Annotated in this window: 18 protein-coding genes and 2 tRNA genes; 11 read left to right on the top strand and 9 right to left on the bottom strand. The window is 63.2% G+C overall.

The window, feature by feature from the left end; translation table 11 throughout:
- Window positions 1-10 precede the first annotated feature (10 nt).
- Window positions 11-1,072 carry a hemin-degrading factor gene (locus tag AC0L3E_RS19545; protein WP_473605398.1) on the bottom strand — a complete coding sequence of 354 codons (1,062 nt, stop codon included), beginning with the start codon at window positions 1,070-1,072 and terminating at the stop codon, window positions 11-13.
- Between the two features lie 124 nt (window positions 1,073-1,196).
- Window positions 1,197-1,409, bottom strand: a complete 213-nt coding sequence (gene hemP / locus AC0L3E_RS19540; protein WP_127271521.1) for a hemin uptake protein HemP — start codon at window positions 1,407-1,409, stop codon at window positions 1,197-1,199.
- A 198-nt stretch (window positions 1,410-1,607) separates the two neighbouring features.
- Here hemP and AC0L3E_RS19535 point away from each other — a divergent pair, with 198 nt between their 5' ends.
- The 4 genes from AC0L3E_RS19535 (at window position 1,608) to hmuQ (ending at window position 5,729) form a co-directional block, all read left to right on the top strand.
- Complete coding sequence (locus tag AC0L3E_RS19535; RefSeq protein ID WP_128307869.1) at window positions 1,608-3,806, top strand: TonB-dependent hemoglobin/transferrin/lactoferrin family receptor; 2,199 nt, start codon at window positions 1,608-1,610, stop codon at window positions 3,804-3,806.
- Window positions 3,807-3,811: 5 nt separating this feature from the next.
- Window positions 3,812-4,255, top strand: coding sequence for a hypothetical protein (locus tag AC0L3E_RS19530; protein ID WP_128307871.1), 444 nt, complete (start codon window positions 3,812-3,814; stop codon window positions 4,253-4,255).
- 85 nt (window positions 4,256-4,340) lie between these two features.
- Window positions 4,341-5,354, top strand: coding sequence for an energy transducer TonB (locus AC0L3E_RS19525; RefSeq protein WP_473605397.1), 1,014 nt, complete (start codon window positions 4,341-4,343; stop codon window positions 5,352-5,354).
- A gap of 60 nt (window positions 5,355-5,414) precedes the next feature.
- Entirely contained in the window at window positions 5,415-5,729 is a 315-nt protein-coding gene (hmuQ, locus tag AC0L3E_RS19520; protein WP_027039045.1) for a heme-degrading protein HmuQ, read from the top strand.
- Between the two features lie 70 nt (window positions 5,730-5,799).
- Here hmuQ and putA read toward each other — a convergent pair whose 3' ends face one another.
- Entirely contained in the window at window positions 5,800-9,411 is a 3,612-nt protein-coding gene (gene putA / locus AC0L3E_RS19515; RefSeq protein WP_473605396.1) for a bifunctional proline dehydrogenase/L-glutamate gamma-semialdehyde dehydrogenase PutA, read from the bottom strand.
- Window positions 9,412-9,574: 163 nt separating this feature from the next.
- On the opposite strand from putA, the gene AC0L3E_RS19510 reads away from it, so the two are divergent.
- Entirely contained in the window at window positions 9,575-10,027 is a 453-nt protein-coding gene (locus AC0L3E_RS19510) for an Lrp/AsnC family transcriptional regulator (RefSeq protein ID WP_127399081.1), read from the top strand.
- A 266-nt stretch (window positions 10,028-10,293) separates the two neighbouring features.
- Here AC0L3E_RS19510 and AC0L3E_RS19505 read toward each other — a convergent pair whose 3' ends face one another.
- The 3 genes from AC0L3E_RS19505 to AC0L3E_RS19495 all read right to left on the bottom strand — a co-directional run bounded on the left by AC0L3E_RS19505 (window position 10,294) and on the right by AC0L3E_RS19495 (window position 12,193).
- Window positions 10,294-10,467: a hypothetical protein gene (locus AC0L3E_RS19505; protein ID WP_473605395.1), complete on the bottom strand. Its 174-nt coding sequence runs from the start codon at window positions 10,465-10,467 to the stop codon at window positions 10,294-10,296.
- A gap of 69 nt (window positions 10,468-10,536) precedes the next feature.
- A complete protein-coding gene (locus tag AC0L3E_RS19500) occupies window positions 10,537-11,736 on the bottom strand; it encodes a cytochrome-c peroxidase (RefSeq protein WP_473605394.1) in 1,200 nt (399 codons plus the stop codon).
- Between the two features lie 7 nt (window positions 11,737-11,743).
- The gene (locus AC0L3E_RS19495) at window positions 11,744-12,193 is read right to left on the bottom strand and encodes a FixH family protein (protein ID WP_027039042.1); all 450 of its coding nucleotides are present in this window, start codon (window positions 12,191-12,193) and stop codon (window positions 11,744-11,746) included.
- A 151-nt stretch (window positions 12,194-12,344) separates the two neighbouring features.
- Here AC0L3E_RS19495 and AC0L3E_RS19490 point away from each other — a divergent pair, with 151 nt between their 5' ends.
- Window positions 12,345-13,265 carry a sugar kinase gene (locus AC0L3E_RS19490; protein ID WP_292336557.1) on the top strand — a complete coding sequence of 307 codons (921 nt, stop codon included), beginning with the start codon at window positions 12,345-12,347 and terminating at the stop codon, window positions 13,263-13,265.
- Here AC0L3E_RS19490 and AC0L3E_RS19485 read toward each other — a convergent pair.
- From AC0L3E_RS19485 to AC0L3E_RS19475, 3 genes are all read right to left on the bottom strand, one after another.
- A complete protein-coding gene (locus tag AC0L3E_RS19485) occupies window positions 13,262-14,284 on the bottom strand; it encodes an aldose epimerase family protein (protein ID WP_127267427.1) in 1,023 nt (340 codons plus the stop codon). The two genes, AC0L3E_RS19490 and AC0L3E_RS19485, sit on opposite strands and share 4 nt — an antisense overlap.
- 92 nt (window positions 14,285-14,376) lie before the next feature.
- Complete coding sequence (locus AC0L3E_RS19480; protein WP_109668700.1) at window positions 14,377-15,834, bottom strand: NAD-dependent succinate-semialdehyde dehydrogenase; 1,458 nt, start codon at window positions 15,832-15,834, stop codon at window positions 14,377-14,379.
- Between the two features lie 191 nt (window positions 15,835-16,025).
- Window positions 16,026-16,976, bottom strand: a complete 951-nt coding sequence (locus AC0L3E_RS19475; RefSeq protein ID WP_256747605.1) for an AEC family transporter — start codon at window positions 16,974-16,976, stop codon at window positions 16,026-16,028.
- 130 nt (window positions 16,977-17,106) lie between these two features.
- Here AC0L3E_RS19475 and AC0L3E_RS19470 point away from each other — a divergent pair, with 130 nt between their 5' ends.
- From AC0L3E_RS19470 to AC0L3E_RS19450, 5 genes are all read left to right on the top strand, one after another.
- Complete coding sequence (locus tag AC0L3E_RS19470) at window positions 17,107-20,127, top strand: caspase family protein (RefSeq protein ID WP_473605393.1); 3,021 nt, start codon at window positions 17,107-17,109, stop codon at window positions 20,125-20,127.
- Window positions 20,128-20,230: 103 nt separating this feature from the next.
- Window positions 20,231-20,779, top strand: coding sequence for a histidine phosphatase family protein (locus AC0L3E_RS19465; RefSeq protein ID WP_127267431.1), 549 nt, complete (start codon window positions 20,231-20,233; stop codon window positions 20,777-20,779).
- 229 nt (window positions 20,780-21,008) lie between these two features.
- Window positions 21,009-21,082, top strand: a tRNA-OTHER gene (locus tag AC0L3E_RS19460).
- A 2-nt stretch (window positions 21,083-21,084) separates the two neighbouring features.
- A tRNA-Asn gene (locus AC0L3E_RS19455) sits at window positions 21,085-21,154 on the top strand.
- Between the two features lie 352 nt (window positions 21,155-21,506).
- On the top strand, window positions 21,507-22,649 hold the full coding sequence (locus AC0L3E_RS19450) for a slipin family protein (protein ID WP_023812260.1): 1,143 nt from the start codon (window positions 21,507-21,509) through the stop codon (window positions 22,647-22,649).
- The last annotated feature ends 194 nt before the right edge of the window (window positions 22,650-22,843 follow it).

The raw sequence follows: 22,843 nt of genomic DNA, 5'->3' as shown, positions 1-22,843 counted from the left end.
CGCATTTTCCTCAGGCTGCGGTCGGGCTTGGGATGCGCGGCAGGTTTTCCGCCAGGAAGCGCCAGTCGTCCCGCTCGCTTTCGCCTTCATGGCGCTTGCCGAAGAACTGGATGAACATCTTGCCGCCGGAATCATAGACCTCGAGCGAGGTGACATGACCGTCCTTGGTCGGCTTGCGCACCGCCCAGACCTCCTGGATGTGGTCGGTCCGCAAATGCAGGTGGAAGGTTTCGTCCAGCACGTTGATCCATGGCCCCATCGGCTTGATCGACTTGATCGGACCGGAATGGATCTGGATGCAGCCGCGGTTTCCCACAAAGCACATGATCGGCATCTCGCCCTCCGCAGCGTGATGAAACATGGCACGGACGGCATCATTGTCGAGCTGCCAGGCATAGTCTTGCCCGACCAGGCGCACCGCCTGCCGGCGGCTGAGCTTCAGAGTCTTCAGCATGCCGAAGAACTGGTGCACATCGGTCAGCCGGCTCCAGCGGTCGCGCAGATCGTCGAGATTGGCGGCCGCTTCGTCGCCATGGCTCTCGTCATCGGGGAGTGGTCCCGAAATGTCGACGGTCGGCTCCTGATTGGACGATTCGAGCGCGGCAACCAGCTTCTGATAGGCATAGAGGCTGGAGGCCGGACGCAAATGCACCTTGTGCACGGCCTCGCCCGCCGCATCGAAAAACTGCAGGCTGCGGCGGATTTCGTCGCCGTCTCGCTTCTCGACGGCAAAGCCGTGTGCCCAGACCTTCGGGAAGATGCGCAGGTCGATGTTTTCGCCAAGCACCATGGCATTGTGGTTGCCGGTGACGACCTTGTCATAGACGCCGATCTTTTCGTGCACCGCGCTCTCATTGCGGGTCAGCGCCATGACCTCGCCGACGGCCTCGAGGCCGGTCAGAAGATCGTTGACGCGCGGCTCGACGCGCACGACACCGTCGCCGCAGTGCGCGGCGACCAGTTCGGCTTCCGAAATGCCGAGCTGGGCAGCCAGATCACGCTCGCGCGTCTTCGGATTGTCTGTCCGTGCCCGCCGGATTTCATGCGGGGCGGGTTTTACGCGCTGGTCCATGTTTCGTCCCTGCTGCCTAGAGCAATTCCGGGAAAAGTGTGAAAGGGTTTTCCGTCCGGAATTGCGTTAAAACAAAGAGCTAGAGCGGTTCGGCGTTTCCGTGAAACGGTGAACCGCTCTAGCCTTACTTGTTGAGAATGAGCTTGCCCTGACGGGTGATCTTCAGCCGGTAGAGCGCACCGTGATGCTCAATGCCGATCTCGTGCTCGCCCTGGAACAGAGTGTTGCTGGACAGGGTTCGCACCGCCAGCGGAACCCGGTCGAAACGGGTGGGGGCCGAGGCATCGTCGGAACGGCGGACGCGATAGCGAAAATCGTTGGGATTGTGGGTGTTCATCTCTGTCGATCCCTTTCCTGTGCCGGGCGTCTGGCTAGGCGTTGCGTAATCCGATTCATTTCTTGACTTGAATAATCATGTTTATTAGTCAGTGCAATACCGGATTAAATGAGTCAACATTTAAGACGCCGGAGACGATCAAAAATGCCAGCCAGCCCCGGGCCAGCCAGCATGAAACCTGGACTTTGGAGTTGGGGCATGGGGTTGGTGACTTGGGAATGGCGTGGCCGGTCGGCGGCGAACGGCGCGGCGGCATTGTTGGCAAGCGTGGCGGCTATCGCCTTGTCGGCGCAATTGGCTAACGCCCAGCAAGCGGCGCAGCCGACAGAGCAAACGAAGAAGGCTGAAGAAGAAAACGCCGCACCAGCGGGAGCAACGCTGCTCGACAAGATCCTCGTCATCAGCCGCACCGGCGAGACGGCGATCGAATCGCTGGCATCGACCAGCCATGTCGGCCAGGAACAGCTCGACCGCCGCATGGCGACGACGCCGAATGAGATGCTGCTTGGCGTGCCCGGTGTCGCGGCGCAGGCCGACGCCAGACGCGTCAGCACCAGTATCAACATCCGAGGCTTGCAGGATTTTGGTCGCGTCGCGGTCATCGTCGACGGCGCCCGTCAGAACTTCCAGCGTTCCGACCACGGCACGCAGTCGACCTTCTACATCGACCCCGAACTCGTCAAATCCGTGGATGTTATCCGTGGTCCTGTCGCCAACACCTATGGCTCAGGCGCCATCGGCGGCGTCGTCTTCTTCGACACCAAGGACGCCGGGGATTTCCTTAAGCCGGAAGAAACATGGGCCGGCTCCGTCACGGGACGCTATGAGAGCAACGGCAAGGGCTGGACAACAAGCGCATCCGGTGCCTACCGCCTCAACGAGAACTGGGATGTGCTCGGCAACATCGTCTACCGCAACTATGACGACTACAAGGATGGCGGTGGCGACACCGTCAAGGGCACCGGCTTCGATGTGCTTAGCGGCCTGCTCAAGACCACCATCCGGCCGACCGACAACAGTGAGCTGAAGCTCGGCTGGGTCGGCTCAAGCGACGGCTGGAACGAGATCAGCGGCGGCGTGCCGGTCAATGACGTCGACCTGAAGTCGAACACCTTCACCGCCCGCTACAACATTACGGATGAGGACAAGAGCTGGCTCGATCTCCATATCAACACCTCCTACAACAAGACCAATCTCGATCTGACCAGCCTCGTGCCTCTCAACCGGTTTGACCCGAGCACCGGCCTTCCAGTTGTTTTGCCGGCTGGCTCGACATCGACATTCGACATCGGCACGACCAGCATCGACATTTGGAACACGTCCAGATTCGAGACTGCGGGAATCGCGCACGAACTGACCTATGGCGGCGACTGGGCCGGCGATAAAGTCGAGACCGGCGGCACGGCCGGTGGCGACAGCTTCTATACGCCTTCCGGCAAGCGGAACGTCTCCGGCGCCTATGTCCAGGACAAGCTCACCTGGGAGTGGCTCGAAGTCATCGCCGGGCTGCGTTACGACAATTACAGCCTCAAGGATGACACCCACGAAACGTCGGGGGACCGGTTGTCGCCGCGCATCACCGTCGGCGTCTCGCCTTTCGACAGCGCCAGCCTTGCCGGCCTGCAATTCTACGGCACCTATGCGGAAGGATACCGGTCACCCTCCCTGTCGGAAACACTGATCAGCGGTCGCCATCCGGCAGGTGTCACCTTCCCGTTCCTGCCCAATCCCAATCTGCGGCCGGAAACCGGAAAGACCGTCGAATTCGGCGTCAACTACAAGCAGGATGACATCCTCGAAGCCGGCGATGCGCTGCGCATCAAGGCAGCCTATTTCAACAACGATGTCGAAGACTACATCGATGGCGTTACCCTGTCGCGGTTTGACCCGACAGCCGGCTGCCCGAGCGGACCCGGTATCCCGATATGCTTCCAGTACCAGAATTTTGCCAAGGCCAAGATCGACGGCTTCGAACTTGAGGGCGTCTATGATGCCGGATGGGGCTATGCCGGGCTCTCGGCCTCAATCACCAATGGTCATACCATTTCCTACAAGGACGTTCGGGCCGACCTGCTGACCATCCCCTCATCCCAGGTCACCGCGCAGCTCGGCTTGCGCTTCCTCGAGGACAAGCTAACCGTGGGCGGCGAAGTGCAATACAATGGCAAGCCCAAGGGCAATCCGATCGCCGAGGACTACACGCTGGTCAATGCTTTTGCCAGCTACCAGGCGACGGACAATTTGAAGATTGATTTCCGCGCCGACAATCTGTTCGATGTAAAATACGCCAACCCGCTCAACCTGACCACGGCCGGCCAGCCGCCGCAGCCGGTTTTCGCGGCCTACGAGCCCGGCGTCACCCTGAAGCTGGCGGCGACGATGCGATTTGGAGGCTGATGACCATGACGAGCTTGATGACATCCCTTCGTCTGCTGACCTCGATGCTGGCGATGTCGCTTGCGATGGTTCCGGCATGGGCACAAGAGTCCGCGCCGGTCCCTGCGCTGACCCTTGAACTCAACGGTGCGCAACCTTCCGACAAGGGTTGCCGCCTGACGTTCGTGGTCAACAACAATCTCGGCGCCGACCTGTCCAAGGCGGCGTTCGAGATCGCCCTGTTCAACGAGGCCGGCGTCGTCGACCGGCTGACCGTGCTCGACTTCAAGGAATTGCCGGCAGGCAAGACCAAGGTGACGCGTTTCGATCTGGCCGGCGCCGAGTGCTCGAAAGTCAGCCGCGTGCTGATCAACAGCGCGACCGAATGCACCGGTACCGGCGTCGAACCGAACGCCTGCATGCGAAAGCTGAAGACGGACACCAAGACCGGGATCGCTTTCGGAGTCTGAGGTGGGGCTGCATCATGCATTCCCGCGAAACACCGTAGTGCAGCCTCTGGCCGGCGATAGCAGACTGCCGGCGAACGATCTTGATTTGACAACTCTGCTCTTGTCGCTGCAGGTCTCGCGGCGAGACATGCAGGACATCAATCCCCTCCCCGAGGCCGGCGCCGAGCTGACCATAGAGCCAAGCGAGCCGCTCGCGCTGCCGCGGCCATCGGCCTGGAGCCGCAAATGGACGGCGGCGATCGTCGTCTCCTGCCTGCTCCATGTCGCGGTGGCGGCGGCCTTTCTGATCTCCCCTACGGGGATTTCCAGTTTCCAGGACGCCGAGCAGCCGGAAGGTAGTGAACAGTCGGGCACCAATGTGGCCGGCAGCGCGCTAGATAAGGAAGCGCCGGCAATAAACGTTGCACTGGTGCCGAACCCGCAGCCGGCCAGGCCACAGCCAGCAACGCCGCCCAAGCCAATGCCGCCAACGGAGCCTTCGCAACCCGCGAAGGACGCAGCAAAGCCGCTCAAGCCTTTGCCGGAACCTGTCAAACAGCAGACGGTGACGCCCGACATATTGGCGGCCGGCGCCCCTCGCCCCGATGACCAGAGCGTGGCTCCCAAGGCCGAAACGCCGGCGCAGCCGACCGTTCAGGCCGAGAGCACGGAAGCGCCTGTCGCCGTTCCGGAGCAGCCTCCGATCCCTAGAGCCAGGCCAACTCCGGCAGCTGTCCCTTCAAAGACGGCGGATGAGAAGCGCGGCACGGCGGATGGCGAGGACCGGTCGGCGCAAGCAGCCAGCAAGGGCAAAAGGCAAAAAGAGGCAGGCACGGCCGCGGAAGACAACTACCGCGGCGATGTTTTTAGAAAGCTCGGCAGCGTCAATCGCACCCTCCCGCCTTCCCTACAGCTGGCGGCACGCAACAATGCGGTTGTCACATTCGTCATAGGCAGGAAGGGCAACATAAACGAGTTGCGCATTCTGGAAACCTCAGGATCGGCGGCTTTCGATCAGGCAGCGCTTGGCATTGTCCGCAAGGCAGCCCCCTTCCCTCCGATTCCACCACAGGCAGCAAGCGCAAATCTGGAGTTCGAGACCGAAATCGGCCCATTTTGAATGTGCGCAGAACAAACGCTGCAGCCGCCAATCATCAACATCCGCACGAAAGGAACCGCCATGTACATCGCAATGAACCGCTTCAAGGTGCAGACCGGCTCGGAGAACGACTTCGAAGCCGTCTGGAAGAACCGCGATTCCAGCCTTGCTGAGATGAAGGGGTTTAGGGAATTCCATCTGCTGCGTGGCCCGGTCAACGAGACCGAAGGCTACACGCTTTTCGCGTCGCACACGGTGTGGGCCAGCCACGATGATTTTATCGCCTGGACCAAGTCCGAGAATTTCCGCGCCGCCCACAGGAATGTCGGCACGACAAAGGTCCACTATCTCGGCCACCCCCAGTTCGAGGGTTTTTCGGTCGTCGAAGGCGCGTAATGCATGTCGGCCAAAAGTGGTCCCGATTTTTGGGACAACGACATGCATAAAAACAAAAGTTGACCGGGGGTCAGGCCCCGGCCAGCAAGCTCGCATTGCCGCCCGCGGCGGTGGTGTCGACGCAGACCGCCCGTTCATGCGCATAAGCCGCCGGGTTGAGCACCTCCGTGACCAGCGGCACGATCGGGCCGGAGCGGTCGGCGATGACCTTGCGCACGATGCGCGCGGCCTCGGACGTGCCTGAAAAAGCGACGACGTCGACGCGTAGCGCGCGCGCCTCGACCGGATCCGGCCGGCCGTCGATGGCGGCCAGCGGCAGGCCCTTGCCGGTCAACGCGGAAAGGGCTGCCGGTGCACCTGGCGCAACGGCCAGCACGGCATTGCCGGCGGCGAGCGCCTGGATCGTCTGCGCCAGCAGCGTATCGCCGTCAGGACCAAGGCACAGCACCCGTCCGCGTGGCGACAGCGACAGCGTGTTGGCCTCGCCGGTCGGCCCAGGCAGGTCGACCTGGCCGAAATCGATGCCGGCGGCCGCACCAATGGCCGCAGCACCCTTGCCGCGCAGATGCTTCCTCAGAATGGCGATCCGGTCGGGCCGCGTCGACCAGCCGCCAAGTGCGGGATCCGGCAGATTGTCGGCAAGTTCGGTCGCCGTGACCTTATGGCCATCCTGCAAATGCGTGCCGGCCTCCGGCCCCTTGCGGAAGCGCCTGAGATAGTGCGGGCCGCCGGCCTTCGGGCCGGTGCCTGAAAGCCCCTCGCCGCCAAACGGCTGCGAACCGACGACGGCGCCGATCTGGTTGCGGTTGACATAGATGTTGCCGGCATGGATGCCGTCGACGAAATGCTGGACGCGGCCCTCGATCCGGGTGTGCAGCCCGAAGGTCAGGCCGTAGCCCTTGCGGTTGATGGCGGCGATGACCGAGTCGATCTCGTCGGCGTCGAAACTGGCGACATGCAGCACCGGCCCGAACACCTCGCGCTCCATGTCCTCGATACCCTTGACGCGGAAGACGTGCGGCGCGACGAAGCGGCCCTCCTTGGGTGCCTCTAGCTTGGCGATCAGCCGGCCCTGCAGGCCCATTTTCGTGCAGTACTCGCGGATCGAGTTCTGTGCCTCGTCGTCGATGACCGGGCCGACATCGGTCGAAATCCGCCAGGGATCGCCGACATTGAGCGCCTCCATGGCGCCCTTCAGCATCTCCAGCATCTTCTTCTCGACGTCCTTCTGCACATAGAGCACGCGCAGCGCCGAGCAGCGCTGGCCGGCACTCTGGAAGGCCGAGGCCAGGATGTCGCGCACCGCCTGTTCGGGCAGCGCGGTGGAATCGACGATCATCGCGTTAAGGCCGCCGGTCTCGGCGATCAGCATGGCGTCGGGCTCGGCCGTCTCGGCCAGCTGCTTCTCGATCAGCTTGGCAACCTCGGTCGAGCCGGTGAAGCAAACGCCGGCAATGCGCGGGTCAGCGGTCAGCGGGCCACCGACCGACGGGCCGTCGCCGGGCAGAAGCTGGATGACGTCTTCCGGCACGCCAGCCTCGCGCAGCAACTCGACAGCCCGGAAGGCGATCAGCGGCGTCTGTTCGGCTGGCTTGGCGATAACCGAATTGCCGGTGACGAGCGCGGCCGCGATCTGGCCGGTGAAGATGGCGAGCGGGAAATTCCACGGCGAAATGCAGACGATGGCGCCGCGCGCTTGCGTGCCCGCCTCCGCATTGGCCGCCTCGGTGGCGTAGTAACGCAGGAAGTCGACGGCCTCGCGCACTTCGGCGACGCCGTCGGCCAGCGATTTGCCGGCCTCGCGGGTGGCGAGTGCAAAGAACTCGACCGCATTCGCCTCATAGAGATCGGCGGCACGATTGAGGATGGCAGCGCGCTCGGCAACGGGACGTTTTGCCCAGGCCGGTTGCGCTTCCACGGCAAAGCGCACGGCGGTCGCGACTTGCTTTGCGGCGGCTTCGCTGACCGTGCCGACCACTTCGGAAGGCTTTGCCGGGTTGACGATCGGACGCTGCTTGCCGTAGCCGGCGGCACGGGTGATCGGCTTGGCATGCCAACGATCCGGCCCAGCGAAGGCCGCCCTGGCCGTGTCGATCGCCGCCAGCGTCACCGTGTCGGTGATGTCGAATCCTTTCGAATTGCGACGCCCGGCCCCAAAAATTTGGGAAGGCCGGGCAATCGCCGGATTGGCGGCCGGACCCTGGCTCTCGACCGTTTCGAGCGGATCGCGCGCAATGTCCTCCGGCTCGACGTCCTCGTCGGTCAGTTGGTGTACGAAGGAGGAATTGGCGCCGTTCTCCAGCAACCGGCGGACCAGATAGGCCAGCAGATCGGAATGCGCACCGACCGGTGCATAGATGCGGCAGCGCGTGCCTTCGGACCGGCGCACCGTCTCGTGCAGCGCCTCGCCCATGCCGTGCAGGCGCTGGAACTCGAAAGAATCGCGATTGTCCGCCATCGCCAAGATGGCAGCGACGGTGTGGGCATTGTGGGTGGCGAATTGCGGATAGATGCGGTCGGTCATCGATAGCAGCTTTTTCGCGCAAGCCATGTAGGAAACGTCGGTGTTGGTCTTGCGGGTGAAGACGGGATAGCCTGACAGTCCGAGCGTCTGCGCGCGCTTGATCTCGGTGTCCCAATAGGCACCCTTGACCAGCCGCACCATGATGTTGCGGTCGTATTTCCTGGCCAGCGCATAGAGCCAATCGATGGCGAAGGCCGCGCGTGGCCCATACGCTTGCACCACCACGCCAAAGCCGTTCCAACCGGCGAGCTCCGGCTCGGCCAGCACCCGCTCGATGACGTCGAGCGACAGATCGAGGCGGTCGGCCTCCTCGGCATCGATGTTGAGGCCCATGCGCGAATGGCGCGCGGCCAGCGCCAGCGACAAGAGCCGGTCTGCCATCACAGGCAGCATCTCGTCCTTCTGCGCCACCTCGTAGCGCGGATGCAGCGCCGAAAGCTTGACCGAGATGCCGTGGTTCTGCCTGATGTCAGGACCGTTGGAGCCGGAATCGAGCGACGAAATCGCGTCGGCATAGGCCTTATGATAGCGCAAGGCGTCGGCCTCGGTGCGGGCTGCCTCGCCCAGCATGTCGAAGGAGTAGAGGTAGCCCTTCTGCGTCATCGGCCGGCCGCGCTTGACGGCTTCCGTGATGGTGCGGCCGAGCACGAACTGCTCGCCCATTTCACGCATGGCGGCGGCCACCGCCTTGCGGATGACCGGCTCGCCGAGCCGCCGCACCATAGAACGCAGCGTGCCCTCGATGCCGCCCTCGCCCTCATCGAGGACGCGGCCGGTCAGCATCAGCGCCCAGGTCGAGGCATTGACGAAGATGGAGCTTGAACCGCCCGAATGCGCCGACCAGTCGTGCGGCGCGATCTTGTCGGCGATGAGGTCGTCCATCGTTTCGGTGTCAGGCACACGCAAGAGCGCCTCGGCCAGGCACATCAGCGCCACGCCTTCCTTGGTGGAGAGACCATAGGCAGAGAGGAAGACTTCCATCAGCCGAGGATCCGACGAGCCGCGCACCGCCCGCACCAGATCGGCGGCCCGTGCCGAGATCGCCTTGCGGTCTTTCCCGGAGAGCGCCGTAGCGTCGGCAAGCCGCTTCACGGCCTCGTCTTCGTCGGGCAGGTAGTTGGCGCGAACCTGCTGGCGGATGGCATCGAGCGCTGGCATGGCGGTCCCATGGATCGAGCAAAGGAGATCGGGCCGGCGGTCACCGGACCGAATGGCGCAAGCTAGCACAGGTACGAATTTTCAGTCGGTCCGAAGAAATCGACATTGCAGGTCATTCGATCTATCATAACGGCTCAAAACTGACATATGGACTGCATTTTCGATGATAGAAGACCAATTGGACCGCATCGACAGGAATATCCTGTCGGCGCTGGCAAGCGATGGCCGGCTTTCCATGTCGGAACTCGCGACAAAGGTCGGCCTGTCGAAGACGCCGGTGCAGGCGCGGGTGAAGCGGCTGGAAAAGGACGGCTATATCAGAGGCTACCAGGCGATCATCGACCGCGAGCGCATGGGCGAAGGCCATGTCGCTTTCGTCCAGGTGAAATTGTCCGACACCCGATCCGCCGCGCTCGATGCCTTCAACCGATCCGTACAGGCCGTGCCGGAGATCGAGCAGTGCCACATGATGGCGTCGAGCTTCGACTATTTGCTGAAGGTGCGCACCCGGGATATCGCCGCCTATCGCCGCGTCCTGGGCGAGCGCATCTCGGCCCTGCCCCATGTCGCCCAGACCTCGACCTTCGTGGCAATGGAGACGGTCAAGGATCGGTAGAGCGTAGGGATGGCTGAAGCCTCCCCAACTTCGTCATCCTAGGGCGAAGCAGGAGCGAAGCTCCGTCGCGGAGACCCTGGGATCCATGCCGCGACCTCGGCCGAAGAATGCAGCGGAGCAGAATTCCGCACCGCAGCAGCGCTTCCGAGTCCCGGCATGGATCCTGGGGTCTGCGCCGCGTCGCTTCGCTCCTTGCTACGCCCCAGGATGACGAAGCGATGGATGTTTGCGCCAATCGCCAAAGCATGCGGTCCGTGCTTAAGGAATTAGGCGCTCAGCGGTCGCCCCACGACTTTGGCTTCCTGTTTCTCGCACCGAGCCTTGATCGAAGCCTCTGCGATTGCGAATTCCTCTTCCAATGCCTCATATTGGGCAGCGAATTTTGAATCCTTGAACCATTCCTTGGCGGGTTCCTCGACGGGAATCATACTCCGGCTCATAGAACCTCCTTTGCTCGCTTCAGCACCAACTCGCCTCGCTTCGCTCAACTATTCCTATCGCCGGCAACCTCACTCCGCCAGCGTCTTCAGGAACGCCACCAGCGCTCCGCGCTCGCGATCCGACAACTCCAGCGGGTGAACCTCTGATACCCCTTCGACGCTGGGGGCAGCCTTGGCGTAGTGCGCCACCACCTCGTCGAGCGACGAAAACTGCCCGGCATGCATATAGGGCGGCCGCGTTGCCGCTCCGCGCAGCGATGGCGTCTTGTAGGCGCGAACGAGTTCGGGCGCATCCTTGACCATGAAGCGCAACTCGCCGCAGGCGCTGGCGTCGCCATCGCGATAAGCGCCGAAGCAGTTGAACGGGTCCGCCTCGACTTGGTGCACGGCCTCGATACGGCCGCGATCCGGCGGCAGGCCCGCAACGGATGGCACGCCGGTGTTGTGGAAGCTGTTGTCGGTGAAGCGCGAGCCGTTGTGACAGGTCACGCAATTGGCCTTGCCGATGAACAGTTTAAGCCCAAGGATTTCTTGTTTGGAAAAGACAGCATCGCCCTTCGGCTCGGCACCGGTGGCGAGGTCCAGCGCAAAGCGGTCGAAGCGCGTTGGCGCCGGCGCGATCGAGCGTTCGAAGGCGGCAATTGCCTTGCCTAGATTGGCAAAGACGCCGTTGATGGCGTCACGCTGCGGGCCGCTCATCGCATTCCAGGCCGCCCTCTCGACATCGTTTCCAAGCGGGCTGGCATCCAACGGCATGCCGGAAAAATCAGGCAGCGGCCCGAAGATGCGCTCATAGCGTTCGCCGAAGCGCGCCTTGATGTAATGCGCGTAGGCGGTGCGGTTTCCCGCCTGCTCCAGCGGGTTTTCGAGCGGCGTCAGCGCTTGCGCCCACAGGCTGTCGCGGCGGCCATCCCAGAAGAACCAGGGATCGCGCGCCACGCCGGCCAGTGGCATGGTGCGCCGGTTGGTGCGGCCGACCCCGACCGCCTGCGGCAGGTCGTCCTGGAACTGACGGTCGATCTTGTGGCATGTCGAACAGGATACCGACCCGTCACCGCTCATGCCCTGATCGAAGAACAGCGTCGAGCCGAGTGCGGCAGCCGCCGGCACGTCGGCAAAACGATTGGTGGTGTCGGGCTTGAGCGCCGGCAGGGACGACAGCGCCAGCGAGGCGATGGTTGTCTTCTCGGCGTCGGAAAAATCCGGCTTCGTGCAACCGGCAAGGACAACGGCCAGCATCAGCGCCAGAAAACGCGAAAGCCGCCTCATGTCCTGCTCACAGCACCACGTTGAAGAGCACCGTGTCGGAGCCGGCGGTGGCCGAGATGGCGAAATGCAACTGCCACCAGCCGCTCATGGTGAATTTCACTCCTTCGATTCGATAACGCCCGTCGCCGAGATAGTCGGTCGCCTGCGGGCTGGTCGGCAGGCCGTGACTGTGCAGTGGCATGCCGCCCGAAATCGCGATCGCGGCACCTTCCACCGGAACTCCTGCCTTTGTCTTCAAGGTCAGCAGCCAGGATTGCAGTTCGCCCTGCCGTACGACACCCCGCTCCGGCGCGAAGCTGGCCACGAACAGCGCGTTGGCGGTGTTCTTCGTCCGCGAGACATCCGGGCCGGCAGGCAGCGACGACCGCGGCGCCGTCAGGAAGACGACCGCGAGAATGCCGACCAGCAAGGCAGCCAGACCAAGACCCGCCAGAAGATAACGCCATATCGATGCCAAACCGGTTCCTCTTCCGCAGACAACGCTCTGCCGGACGGATCGCATCCCGCCAGCCTGTGGGAAAACGCTGTGACGGAAAAAACCCTGCTTGCCAAGCATGGCGCTGCCGGTGGCAAAAAGCTACAGCACCGGGATCACTGGAGGATTGTAGATGGCGGGAAACGGCGTCGCCTCGATCGGCGAATGCATGCTCGAACTGTCGGGCCAGACGGGACCGAACTGGCGCATGGGTTTTGCCGGCGACACGTTCAACACGCTGTGGGCGCTGCATGCACTGAGCGCTGAGCGGCCGGCAACCTATGTCTCGGCGTTCGGCGACGATCCGTTCTCGCAAGGCCAGATCGATTTCTTCGCTGAAAACGGCATTGGCATCGGCTCCAGCCCGCTCATAGCGGGCGCGCGGCCCGGCCTCTATGCCATCACGCTGACGGGAGCCGAACGCTCCTTCACCTATTGGCGTGGCGACGCCGCCGCGCGGCAGCTTGCCTCGGACCCGGCCGCATTATCGAAAAACCTGGAAAATCAGGAACTTGTCTATTTTTCCGGAATCACTTTGGCAATTCTGGACAAAGCCGCGCGCGCTGCGTTGCTGGCCGCCGTCGCCAAGGCGCGTTCGGCTGGTTCCCTTATCGCCTTCGACCCCAACTACCGGCCGCGGCTCTGGCGTGAGCGCGAGGAGGCGCAGGCAGCGATCGTCGAAGCCCTTGCTGTCACTGATATCGCATTACCAACCTTTCCCGACGAGCAGATGCTGTTTGAGGATGCAACGCCGCAAGCGACCGCTAAACGGATCGGGAAATTGGTTGGCGAGGTCGTCGTCAAGAATGGCGAAGCGCCGGCGCTGATCGCCAAAGGAGGAACGCTGCGCGACGTGCCGGCGATCCATGTCGCGGCTCCCGCCGATACGACGGGCGCCGGCGATTCCTTCAACGGCGGCTATCTTGCGGCTCGACTTGCCGGTCACGACCCGCTGGAAGCCGCACGCCGTGCCCATCGTGTCGCCGCCGCCGTGGTGCAGGTACGTGGCGCACTGGCGCCGTTCGAGACGCTGCGGGCGGCGTTCGAAGGCTAAGGTAACCGGAATCTGTATTCCGTGACGTGGTGGTAGATCGCGCCCGGCCACAGCGTCGCCTGCGGGAAATAGGGCCGGTTCGGCGCATCCGGCCAAATCTGCGGCTCGAGGCAGAAACCGCAAAAGGCCTTGTAGTTCCGCCCTTCCAGCCCGGTGCGCGGCGTCACATACTGGCCGGTATAGAGCTGGACGCCGGGCTCAGTGGTCCAGACCTCCATCTCGACACCGGAACTGGCGCCTTGCGTCCACGCCGCCTGTTTGAGCGGCCCGCGTGTCGAAGCGAGGCAGAAATTCTGGTCGTAGGGCAGCTGTTCGCCCTCGGTCTCCATGCGCAACGGCCGCGCCTGGCGGAAATCGAACGGCGTGCCGTCAACCGGCTTGACCACCCCGGTCGGGATCATGTCGCCATCGACCGGCAGATAGGCGCCGGCATTCAACATCATCCTGTGGTCGAGAATGTCTCCGGCGCCGCCATCGTCCAGGTTGAAGTAGGAATGCTGGGTGAGATTGCACAGCGTCGGCTCCTCACAGGTGGCTGTCAGCTCGACGCTAAGCGTGCCGGGGATCTTCAACCGGTAGGTGCAGGTGACATCAAGCGCGCCGGGAAAACCCATCGCGCCGTCGGGATCGTGCAGGGTCAGCGTGACGAAATCCCTGCCATGCAAGGAAACCGTCCACGGCCGGTGGGAATAGCCTTGCGAGCCGCCATGCAGCGTATGCTTGTCGAGGAAGTTTTGCTCGGTCTGGTAGCGGCTGCCGCCAATGGTGAAGCGGCCGTCGCGGATGCGGTTGGCGTAGCGGCCAACGACAGCACCGAAGAACGCCGTATCCGTCTCGTAGCCTTCCAGGCTGTCATAGCCGAGCACCAGCGGAGCATCGTGCCCGGTCAGGCGCAGATCCTGGATGATCGCGCCCAGACCGATGATGTTGGCTGTGATGCCGCCGCCCCTGATCGTGAAGCGACGCACCTGCTCGCCAGCCTGCGTCGTGCCGAAAACCTCGCCGTCCTTCATCGCCATGCTCGTAAATGCCAGTTGATCCAGAAGACTTCGGCTGGTTTTCCCACGAGAGATGGGCAGGCTATCGGCCTGCTCATCTCAGGGATAGCCTATCAGAGGCCGAGGCCGCCGATGCAGACATATTTGGTGTCGAGGTAATCCTCGATGCCCTGATGTCCGCCTTCCTTGCCGAGGCCGGATTCCTTGACGCCGCCGAACGGCGCTTCCGGCGTGGTGATGAGGCCTTCATTGACGCCGACCATGCCGTATTTCAGCCCTTCCATCACACGGAAGGCGCGGCCGAGATCGCCCGTGTAGAAGTAGCAGGCGAGGCCGAATTCGGTGTCGTTGGCGAGGGCGACGGCTTCCTCTTCGGTCTCGAACTTGAACACCGGTGCGACCGGGCCAAAGATCTCTTCCTTCATGAAGCGCATCTTGGGCGTCGCATTGGCAATGACGGTCGGCTGGAAGAACGAACCGCCGAGCGCATGGCGCTTGCCGCCGGCGACGATCTTGCCGCCCTTGGATGTGGCGTCGGCGATCAGTTCCTCGACCTTTTCCACCGCCTTCTCGTCGATCAGCGGCCCCTGCTGCACGCCGTCCTCGAGGCCGGAGCCGACCTTCAGCCCGTTGCTGGCGGCAGCGAGCTTCTCGACGAACTTGTCATAGACACCAGCCTGGACAAGGAAGCGGTTGGTGCAGACGCAGGTCTGGCCGGAATTGCGGTACTTGGCGGTGATCGCACCGGCGACTGCACGCTCGAGGTCGGCGTCGTCGAAAACGATGAACGGCGCGTTGCCGCCGAGCTCCATCGATACCTTCTTGACGGTGACCGACGACTTCTGGATGAGAAGCTTGCCGACCTCGGTCGATCCGGTGAATGTGATCTTCGACACCAGCGGATTGGCGCAAATCTCGTCGCCGATCTCGCTGGCCGAACCGGTCAGGATGTTGACGACGCCCTTGGGGAAGCCGACTTCCTCGGCGAGCGCACCCCAAGCGAGGCCCGAATATGGCGTCTGCGACGCCGGCTTGACCACCGCGGTGCAGCCGGCGGCGAGCGCCGGGCCGAGTTTGCGAGCCAGCATCGAGGACGGGAAATTCCATGGCGTGATGGCGGCAATGACGCCGACCGGCTCCTTGGTCACCAGGATGCGGCGGTCCGCCCATGGTGAGGGCACGACATCGCCATAGGTGCGACGGCCTTCCTCGGCGAACCACAATATGTAGGCCGCGGCGGAGCCAATCTCTCCCTTCGATTCGAACAGCGACTTGCCCTGCTCGATGGTCAGCAGTTCGGCCAGCACGTCCTGATTGTCCATCATCGCGTCATGCAGCTTGCGCAGCAGCTTCGAGCGCTCGAGCGCGGTGGTCTTGCGCCACGATTTGAAGGCGGCGGCGGCGGCCTCGATGGCACGGCGCGTCTCGGCCTTGCCCGACTTCGGCACGGTGCCGATCTTGAGACCGGTGGCCGGATTGTTGACGTCGACTGTCTGGCCGCTGTCGGCCTGCACCCACTCGCCGTTGATGAGATTGGCCTGCCGCATGAAATGGCTGGTTTTCTGAAGCATGGTCTATCCTCCGTTCAGCGCCCTGACGGGCCGGTCTGTGAAATCTTCGGTGAGCGTGCGCCATGGACTGAAGCCGGCACGCCGGAGCCACTGCTCTTTACCGAGGGCAAGGCCCGCAAGCAATCGCAAGATGGCATATAGGGCTTGGGCCACAGCGAGACGAGAGCAGGCGACGTGCTTACCCCGATGCCTTACCCGAAAACGTGCAAGACGACAGTCAGCCAGAAAGCCGTGGTGATGGCTGCACAGGCCGTTGCGATGGTCATCTGGTTCGACGCCAGCGCCTGGCCGGTGTTGAACTGAACGGCGATGAGATAAGAATTGATGCCGGATGGCAGCGCCGCAACCACCACCGCCACCTTGGCCGTCAACGGCGGCAACGCAAGCAGCCACACGAAGGCGAGAACCAGTGCCGGCATCAGGAACAGCTTCAACGCTGAAAGCGCCAGCGCCGGGCGGACATTGCCTGATATGCCGAAGCGGCGCAGGCTGAGACCCATGGCAAACAGCGCCACCGGTCCTGCCGTGTCGGCCAGCGCATCGACCAGACGCATTGCAAGGTCGGGCAATGGCGCCCCGGTCATGCGCCAGGCAAGCCCGGCCAGAATGCCGATGATCAGCGGATTGAGAAACAGCCGTTTCAGAAAGCTTCTGACGACACGCAGGGGATGCACGTGCTCGCTACCGCTCCGGCCAAACATCTCGAAGAGCACGATGGAAGCCATCATCATGATCGGCAGATGCACGGAGACCAGCAGCGACAGCACTTCAAAGCCGCTCGGGCCGAATATGCCGAGAATAAAGGGAGCACCGAGCAGGACAACGTTGGAGTAGGCCGACGATACGCCGCCGACAACGCCGGCGCGTGCGTCGCGCCCGAACACCCGCGTGGTGACGAGATGGCCGGCGGCCCAGGTGATCGCCACGGCCGCGAAATAGGCGCCCCACAGCGACCAGGGCGCCACGCCGTGGAAATCGGCATTCACCATGGTCTGGAACAACAGCAGCGGCATCGCCACGCTGATCGCGAAATCGGCTATCCCCTCGCCGCTCGCTGGCTTCAAATAGCCGGTAAACCCGGCGAGATAGCCGAGCGCGACAAGGCTGAAGACGAAAAGGACGGTTTCGGTGAGCGGAGACATTTTTACCGTGACGGGCGAATTTCCCGTGATAGGCGAGCCACGACCGCGACGCAATCGCGCCTGAATTTGATCATCGTCGGCTGGCAGCGTTATAGAGGGTTTGGATCATCAGGGCGGACACGAACGACAAATGGCTTTTGTCGGACTCTCGAACCTTAGTCGTTTGCGGCGGGCATGGCTGACGGCTATCGTCGCCGCACTGCTTTGCCTTGCCGCGACCGCGCTTGCAGTTGCCGAGACGAAAAGCCTTAAGGGCGTGGCGCTGATCATCGGCCAGTCGAATTACCTGCACATCGCCGCCCTGCCCAACCCCGCCAACGACGCCCGCGACATGGCCAAGATGCTGACCGACCTTGGCTTCGACGCCCGCAGCGTCACCGACCGCGACGCCACCAAGCTGAAGCGCGACCTGGAGCGGTTCACCGAAGATGCCGACGGCGCCGATGTCGCCTTCATCTACTACTCCGGTCATGGCATCGAGGCCGGCGGCGAAAACTATCTGGTTCCGGTCGATGCCGACGTCTCGTCTCTGAAGGATGCCCGCACCAGCCTTGTGCCGATATCTGCCCTCATGGAGGCATTGAAAAAGACAGTGCCGGTGACGATCATGCTGCTCGACGCCTGCCGCACCAATCCATTCCCCGCCGACGCAGTGGTACGGCGCTCACCGACCGCTTCCGCCTCGCCCATCGGTGCCGGCGGGCTGGAACCTGTGCGCGGCGCCAAGGCGCTGGGCAATGCGCCGGAGGCCGACGCGAGCCTGGGCACGGTGGTCGGCTTTGCCGCCGAACCGGGGCGTCCGGCACTCGATGGCGCCGCCGGTGAAAACAGCCCTTACGCATCCGCTTTGCTGCGCCACCTCGCAGCGATGAAGGGCACCGAGTTCGGCTCGGTCATGCGCATGGTGACGGAGGAGGTCTATCTCGACACCAAGGCAAGGCAGCGCCCTTGGGTCAATGAAAGCCTGCGCCGGCTGCTCTATTTCGGCGTCGCACCGGCGGAGCTGACCGGCGACGACGGGCTGATCACAGGCGAGAGGCGCCAGCTCCTGCTGACGATTTCCGACCTGCCCGACCCCAAACGGGCACAGGTGGAACTGGCCTCGCTGCAGGAAGGCGTGCCGCTCGACGCGCTTTATGGCGTGCTGAAGGCGCTCGGCACGGAAAAGATCCCCGAAGACCCGACCGACCTGCAAAAGGTGCTCGACGCCCAGGCCGAGCGCCTGAGGAAGATGATGTCCGAGCGTGCAGCACTGCGCACCGACGACCCGGAGATCAAACGGCTTGTCGCTTCCGCCGACAAGGCGATCGGCCAGGGCGCCATCGTGACGGCGCGCAAATTCCTCGACGATGCGGTCGGCCGGGTCGAGCAGACCAACGATGCGGTCGATCAAGCCGAGGATCTCGTCAAGCAGAAGCGTCTTGCCGATGCCGCGATCTATGCCAGGCGCGCCGATGCCTCGGGGCTGGTGTTCGACTACAAATCCGCCGCCGGCGACTACGCCAAGGCGTTTTCGCTGGCCGAAAAATGGGACGACAAGCTGCGCTGGAACTACAAGAACCAGGAAGCCGAGGCGCTGAACGCCTACGGCTACGCCACCGGCGACCTCGATGCGCTGCAGCACTCCATCGATGCCTATCGCACCATCCTGAACTTCATCCCCAATGGCGAACAGAATCGCGACTGGGCCATCACCCGCAACAACATGGCGGTGGTGCTGCAGACCATCGGCGAGCGCGAGACGGAGACCGCGCGCCTTGAAGAGGCAGCGCGGATCTTTCGCGATTCCCTTGTCGTGTTCGAGCGCGAGAAGGACGATCTCAACTGGGCCGCAGCGCAGAACAATCTGGCCAATGTGCTGTTGAAGATCGGCGAGCGCGAGAGCGACCCGAAGCGCCTGAACGAGGCGGTGGTGGCGATGCGCGCGACGCTCCAGAAACGCCCGCGCGAAAAAGTGCCGCTCGACTGGGCCGCTTCGCAGAACAATCTCGGCCTGGCGCTCTATGCGCTTTCCGAGCGCGAGGCCGCCGGCGAACATCTGACGCAAGCCGAGGCGGCCTACCGGCTGGCGCTTGAGGAATACACACGCGAAAAGGCGCCGGTGGAATGGGCGATGGTCGAGAACAATCTCGGCAACACCCTGGTGTCGCTCGGCATTCAGTTCAACGACAAGGCGAAGCTAAACGAAGCGGCCGACGCGTTCCGTGCCGCGCTCGAGGTGCGAACCCGTGAGACGTTCCCCGTCTCATGGGCGACCAGCAGGCTCAACCTCGGCAATGCGCTGAGCGGTGTCGCCCGCTTCGATATGGGCACCGGCGCGCTTGAAGAGGCCGCGGCCGCCTATGATGATGCACTGACGGTCTTTACCCGGCAGCGTTTCCCGATGGACTGGGCGTCGGCGCAGAACAATCTCGGTTCGATCTACCAGACGCTTGGCCAGCGCGCCCGCGACGCGGCCAAGCTGGAGCAGTCGGCGAGCGCCTTCCGGGCGACCCAGCAGGTCTATGTCAGACGGAAATTCCCTCGCGATTGGGCAATGAGCCACTACAATCTCGGCAACACGCTGCAGCTTCTGGGCGGCGTGACCGACAAGCCGGAACATTATGGTGAAGCCATTGCCGCCTACCGCGATGCGTTGCGCGAGTACAAGCGCGAGACGAATCCCCGCCAATGGGCGCTGGCCCAGGCCGGCCTCGGCTCGACGCTGCACTGGCTGAGCATGAGCAATGCCGACTCCAGGACCCTGCTTGAGTCCATAGCGGCCCGCCGGGCAGCCCTCGAAGTACTCACCGTCGACGCGGCACCGGTCGACTGGGCCAACGCCCAGAACGGCATCGGCATGAGCCTACTCAACCTCGGAAATCTCGAACGCACCGGCAAATATCTCGGTGATGCCGAGGCCGCCTTCACGGCGACGCTGAAGGTATTCTCGAGGGAAGGCCTGCCCATGCAATGGGCCTTCGCGCAGAACAATCTCGGTGACGTCAGCTGGAACCGAGCCAGCTATGGCGGGGGCAAGGCCGAATATCAAAAGGCGATCGAATTCTTCGAGAACGCCAAGCAGGGCTTTACCGAAGCCGGCTACACGATCCCCATCCCGCTCACCGACCAGAAGATCGATCTGGTGAAGAAGCAGATGGCGAAGAAGTAGGTCTACGCATCCCGCCGACCGCGCCTTGTCTTTCGGCTGGCTTTACCGTCCCTATATGTCCCGTCACCGGAACCCATTGCCGGGAACCGGAGAAGGATAGCGGATGATTCGATTTGCCTTGGCGTTGTTCCTGTTTCTTATTCCCGGCGTAGCCCACGCCACGGATGCAGGCTGGGCGCTGCTGCGCGATGGCGGACACGTCGTGCTGCTGCGTCATGCCATGGTCACCGGCACCACCGACCCGGCCAATTTCGACATCGACAGTTGTGCCACCCAGATGAACCTGTCGGCGCGTGGCAAGCAACAGGCGAGCAAGATCGGCGCTCTGTTTGCCGCCCGTGCGGCACCGATCGAGCGCGTGTTGTCCAGCCGCTATTGCCGCTGCCTCGACACTGCCCGCATCGCCTTCGAGGCCGAGCCGGAGCTGTTTGCTCCGCTCGATCTCCTGAAGGGCGACGAGGCGCAGAAAGCCGCGCAGATCGCGGCGATCCTGAAAGAAATCCGCGCCTATTCCGGCTCCGACAATCTGGTCATGGTTACCCATCTGGAAGACATCGTGGCGCTGACCGGCATCTCACCGCGCGAAGGCGAGGCCGTGGTCGTGGAGCCGCAGGGCGATGGCCTGCGCGTGCTCGGCCGCGTCACCTTCTGAGCGCCCTGCGCGCGATCGCTGACGTCGAAAGCGGTGTTGCCTAAATGCCACCGCCGCAAGAAGCCGCAAATCCGCCACGACAATGCCGCTTGCGACAACCCGTCGCAGGGGCTATAGGCGCGCTCCCGGTCACGAGAACCGAAGTGAGCAAAACGGTTGGAGCTTTCGCCTCCGCCCGTGCAGGCGGCTTTGCCGCCCTGTATACGGCGCTGCTTTGGGGATTGGGATCGCGGATGTAGCTCAGCGGGAGAGCGCCGGATTTGGGTCCGGAGGTCGGGGGTTCAATTCCCTTCATCTGCACCACGGATAGCTCAGTTTGGTTAGAGCATCAGATTGTTAATCTGACTGTCGAAGGTTCGATTCCTTCTCCATTGGCCTGAAAAGCCATCCGAAAAACGGTCCGGGGACTGGAATGCGAAAGACTGGACGGATGGCCCAAGCCCTCGGGCGCGGATCATCCCAAGCGTCTCTCGCCATCGGCTCGCGGCCAGGCCCGCGGTGACGATCAAGGCGCAGCGTCGCCGGCAAGGGAGGCCAAGGCCTCCGGCGCCCGCTTCACTGCCCCGCGATCCGCTCCCGAAGGCCCGCCACGGATTGATGCCACCAGTCCCCGGATCATTCGTGCCCGGGCTATGACGCAAGAGACGACGTGAAACGAGAAACGAAAGGAACGATCGACGCATGACTTGACGCCTCGCATGGGGCCATGCCCGACAGGAGTAAGACAATGACAATTCTCGACAAGGTTCTTGGGCGCGAGCGCGTCCTCGTAAAGGAAAACGAACGTGCCCTCACCCTCCACAAGGGGGAAATCAAGACTGTCCTGCTGCCGGGCGAGCACTGGCTCGCCAACCGGCGCGGCAGCCTCGAAGTGTCCCGGCACGATCTGAAGAACCCGGAATTCGTTTCGGCATACGAGAAGGCGTTGTTCGACAAGCTCCCGGATGTAGCCGCGCGTCATTTCACCGTCGTTCGCACCGGGCGCACGGATGTCGCCATCATCGAGCGTGACGGCAATCTGCACGCCGTGCTGGCGCCGGACCGCAAGCTGGTGCTGTGGACGGATGCCGGCCCGTGGAAGGTGACGCTGATCGACACATCAGTCGATCTCGCCATCGATGCGGCGGTCATGCGCCGGCTCGGCCAGGCCCGGAAGGCGGAATTGATGTCCGTCCATCCGGTCGTCGACGGTCAGGCCGGACTGCTGTTCATCGACGGTGTTCTGGTCAGGACGCTGACGGCGGGCGTGCATGGCTTCTGGAACGTCGGACGCATGGTGCAGATCAAGGTCGTCGACCTCAAGCGCCAGTCGCTCGACGTTGCCGGGCAGGAAGTGCTGACCAAGGATCGCGTGACGATCCGCGTCAACATCGCGGCCGAATACCGGGTCGTCGATCCTGTCAAGGCGGTGAGCATGGTGAAGGACTTCTCCGAAGCCCTTTACCGCGCCCTGCAGTACGCCTTCCGCAAGACCCTTGGCGCGCTGACACTCGATCAGATCCTTGAAAAGAAGGTGACGATCGACGAGGAGGCCGCTGGCAAGGTCCGCGCCGATATGGCCGAGATCGGGGTGGAGGTCAGCGATATCGCGCTCAAGGATGTCATCCTGCCGGGCGAGATGCGCGAGATCCTCAACCAGGTGGTGTCGGCCGAAAAGCAGGCCGAGGCCAACATCATCCGTCGCCGCGAGGAGACGAACGCGACGCGTTCCCTCCTCAACACGGCCAGGGTGATGGCGGAAAACCCGGTGATGCTGCGGTTGAAGGAGCTCGAGGCTCTGGAAACCATCGCCGGCAAGGTCGAGCGGCTGACCGTCCACAACGGAACCGGCGGGCTGCTGAACGATCTGGTCAAGCTCCGCGACAGCTGATGCATGTCGCCCGAAGCGGTTCCGGTTTTGGAAAAACGACCTGCATCGAAACAAAGGCTGACGTGACGTCAACAGAAGGGGGGGGGGGGGGGGGGGGGCGCGCGGGGGGCTGGGGGGGGGGGGGGGGGCGAACAAAGCCCCCCGCCACAGGGCAGAAAAAAAGCCGAAGAAAACAAAAAAAAACACGCCACAAA

It is taken from the genome of Mesorhizobium sp. WSM4822 (genome assembly GCF_055811155.1).
Note: the sequence above shows the minus strand (reverse complement) of the source record. Positions and strands in the feature narration are given on the sequence as shown.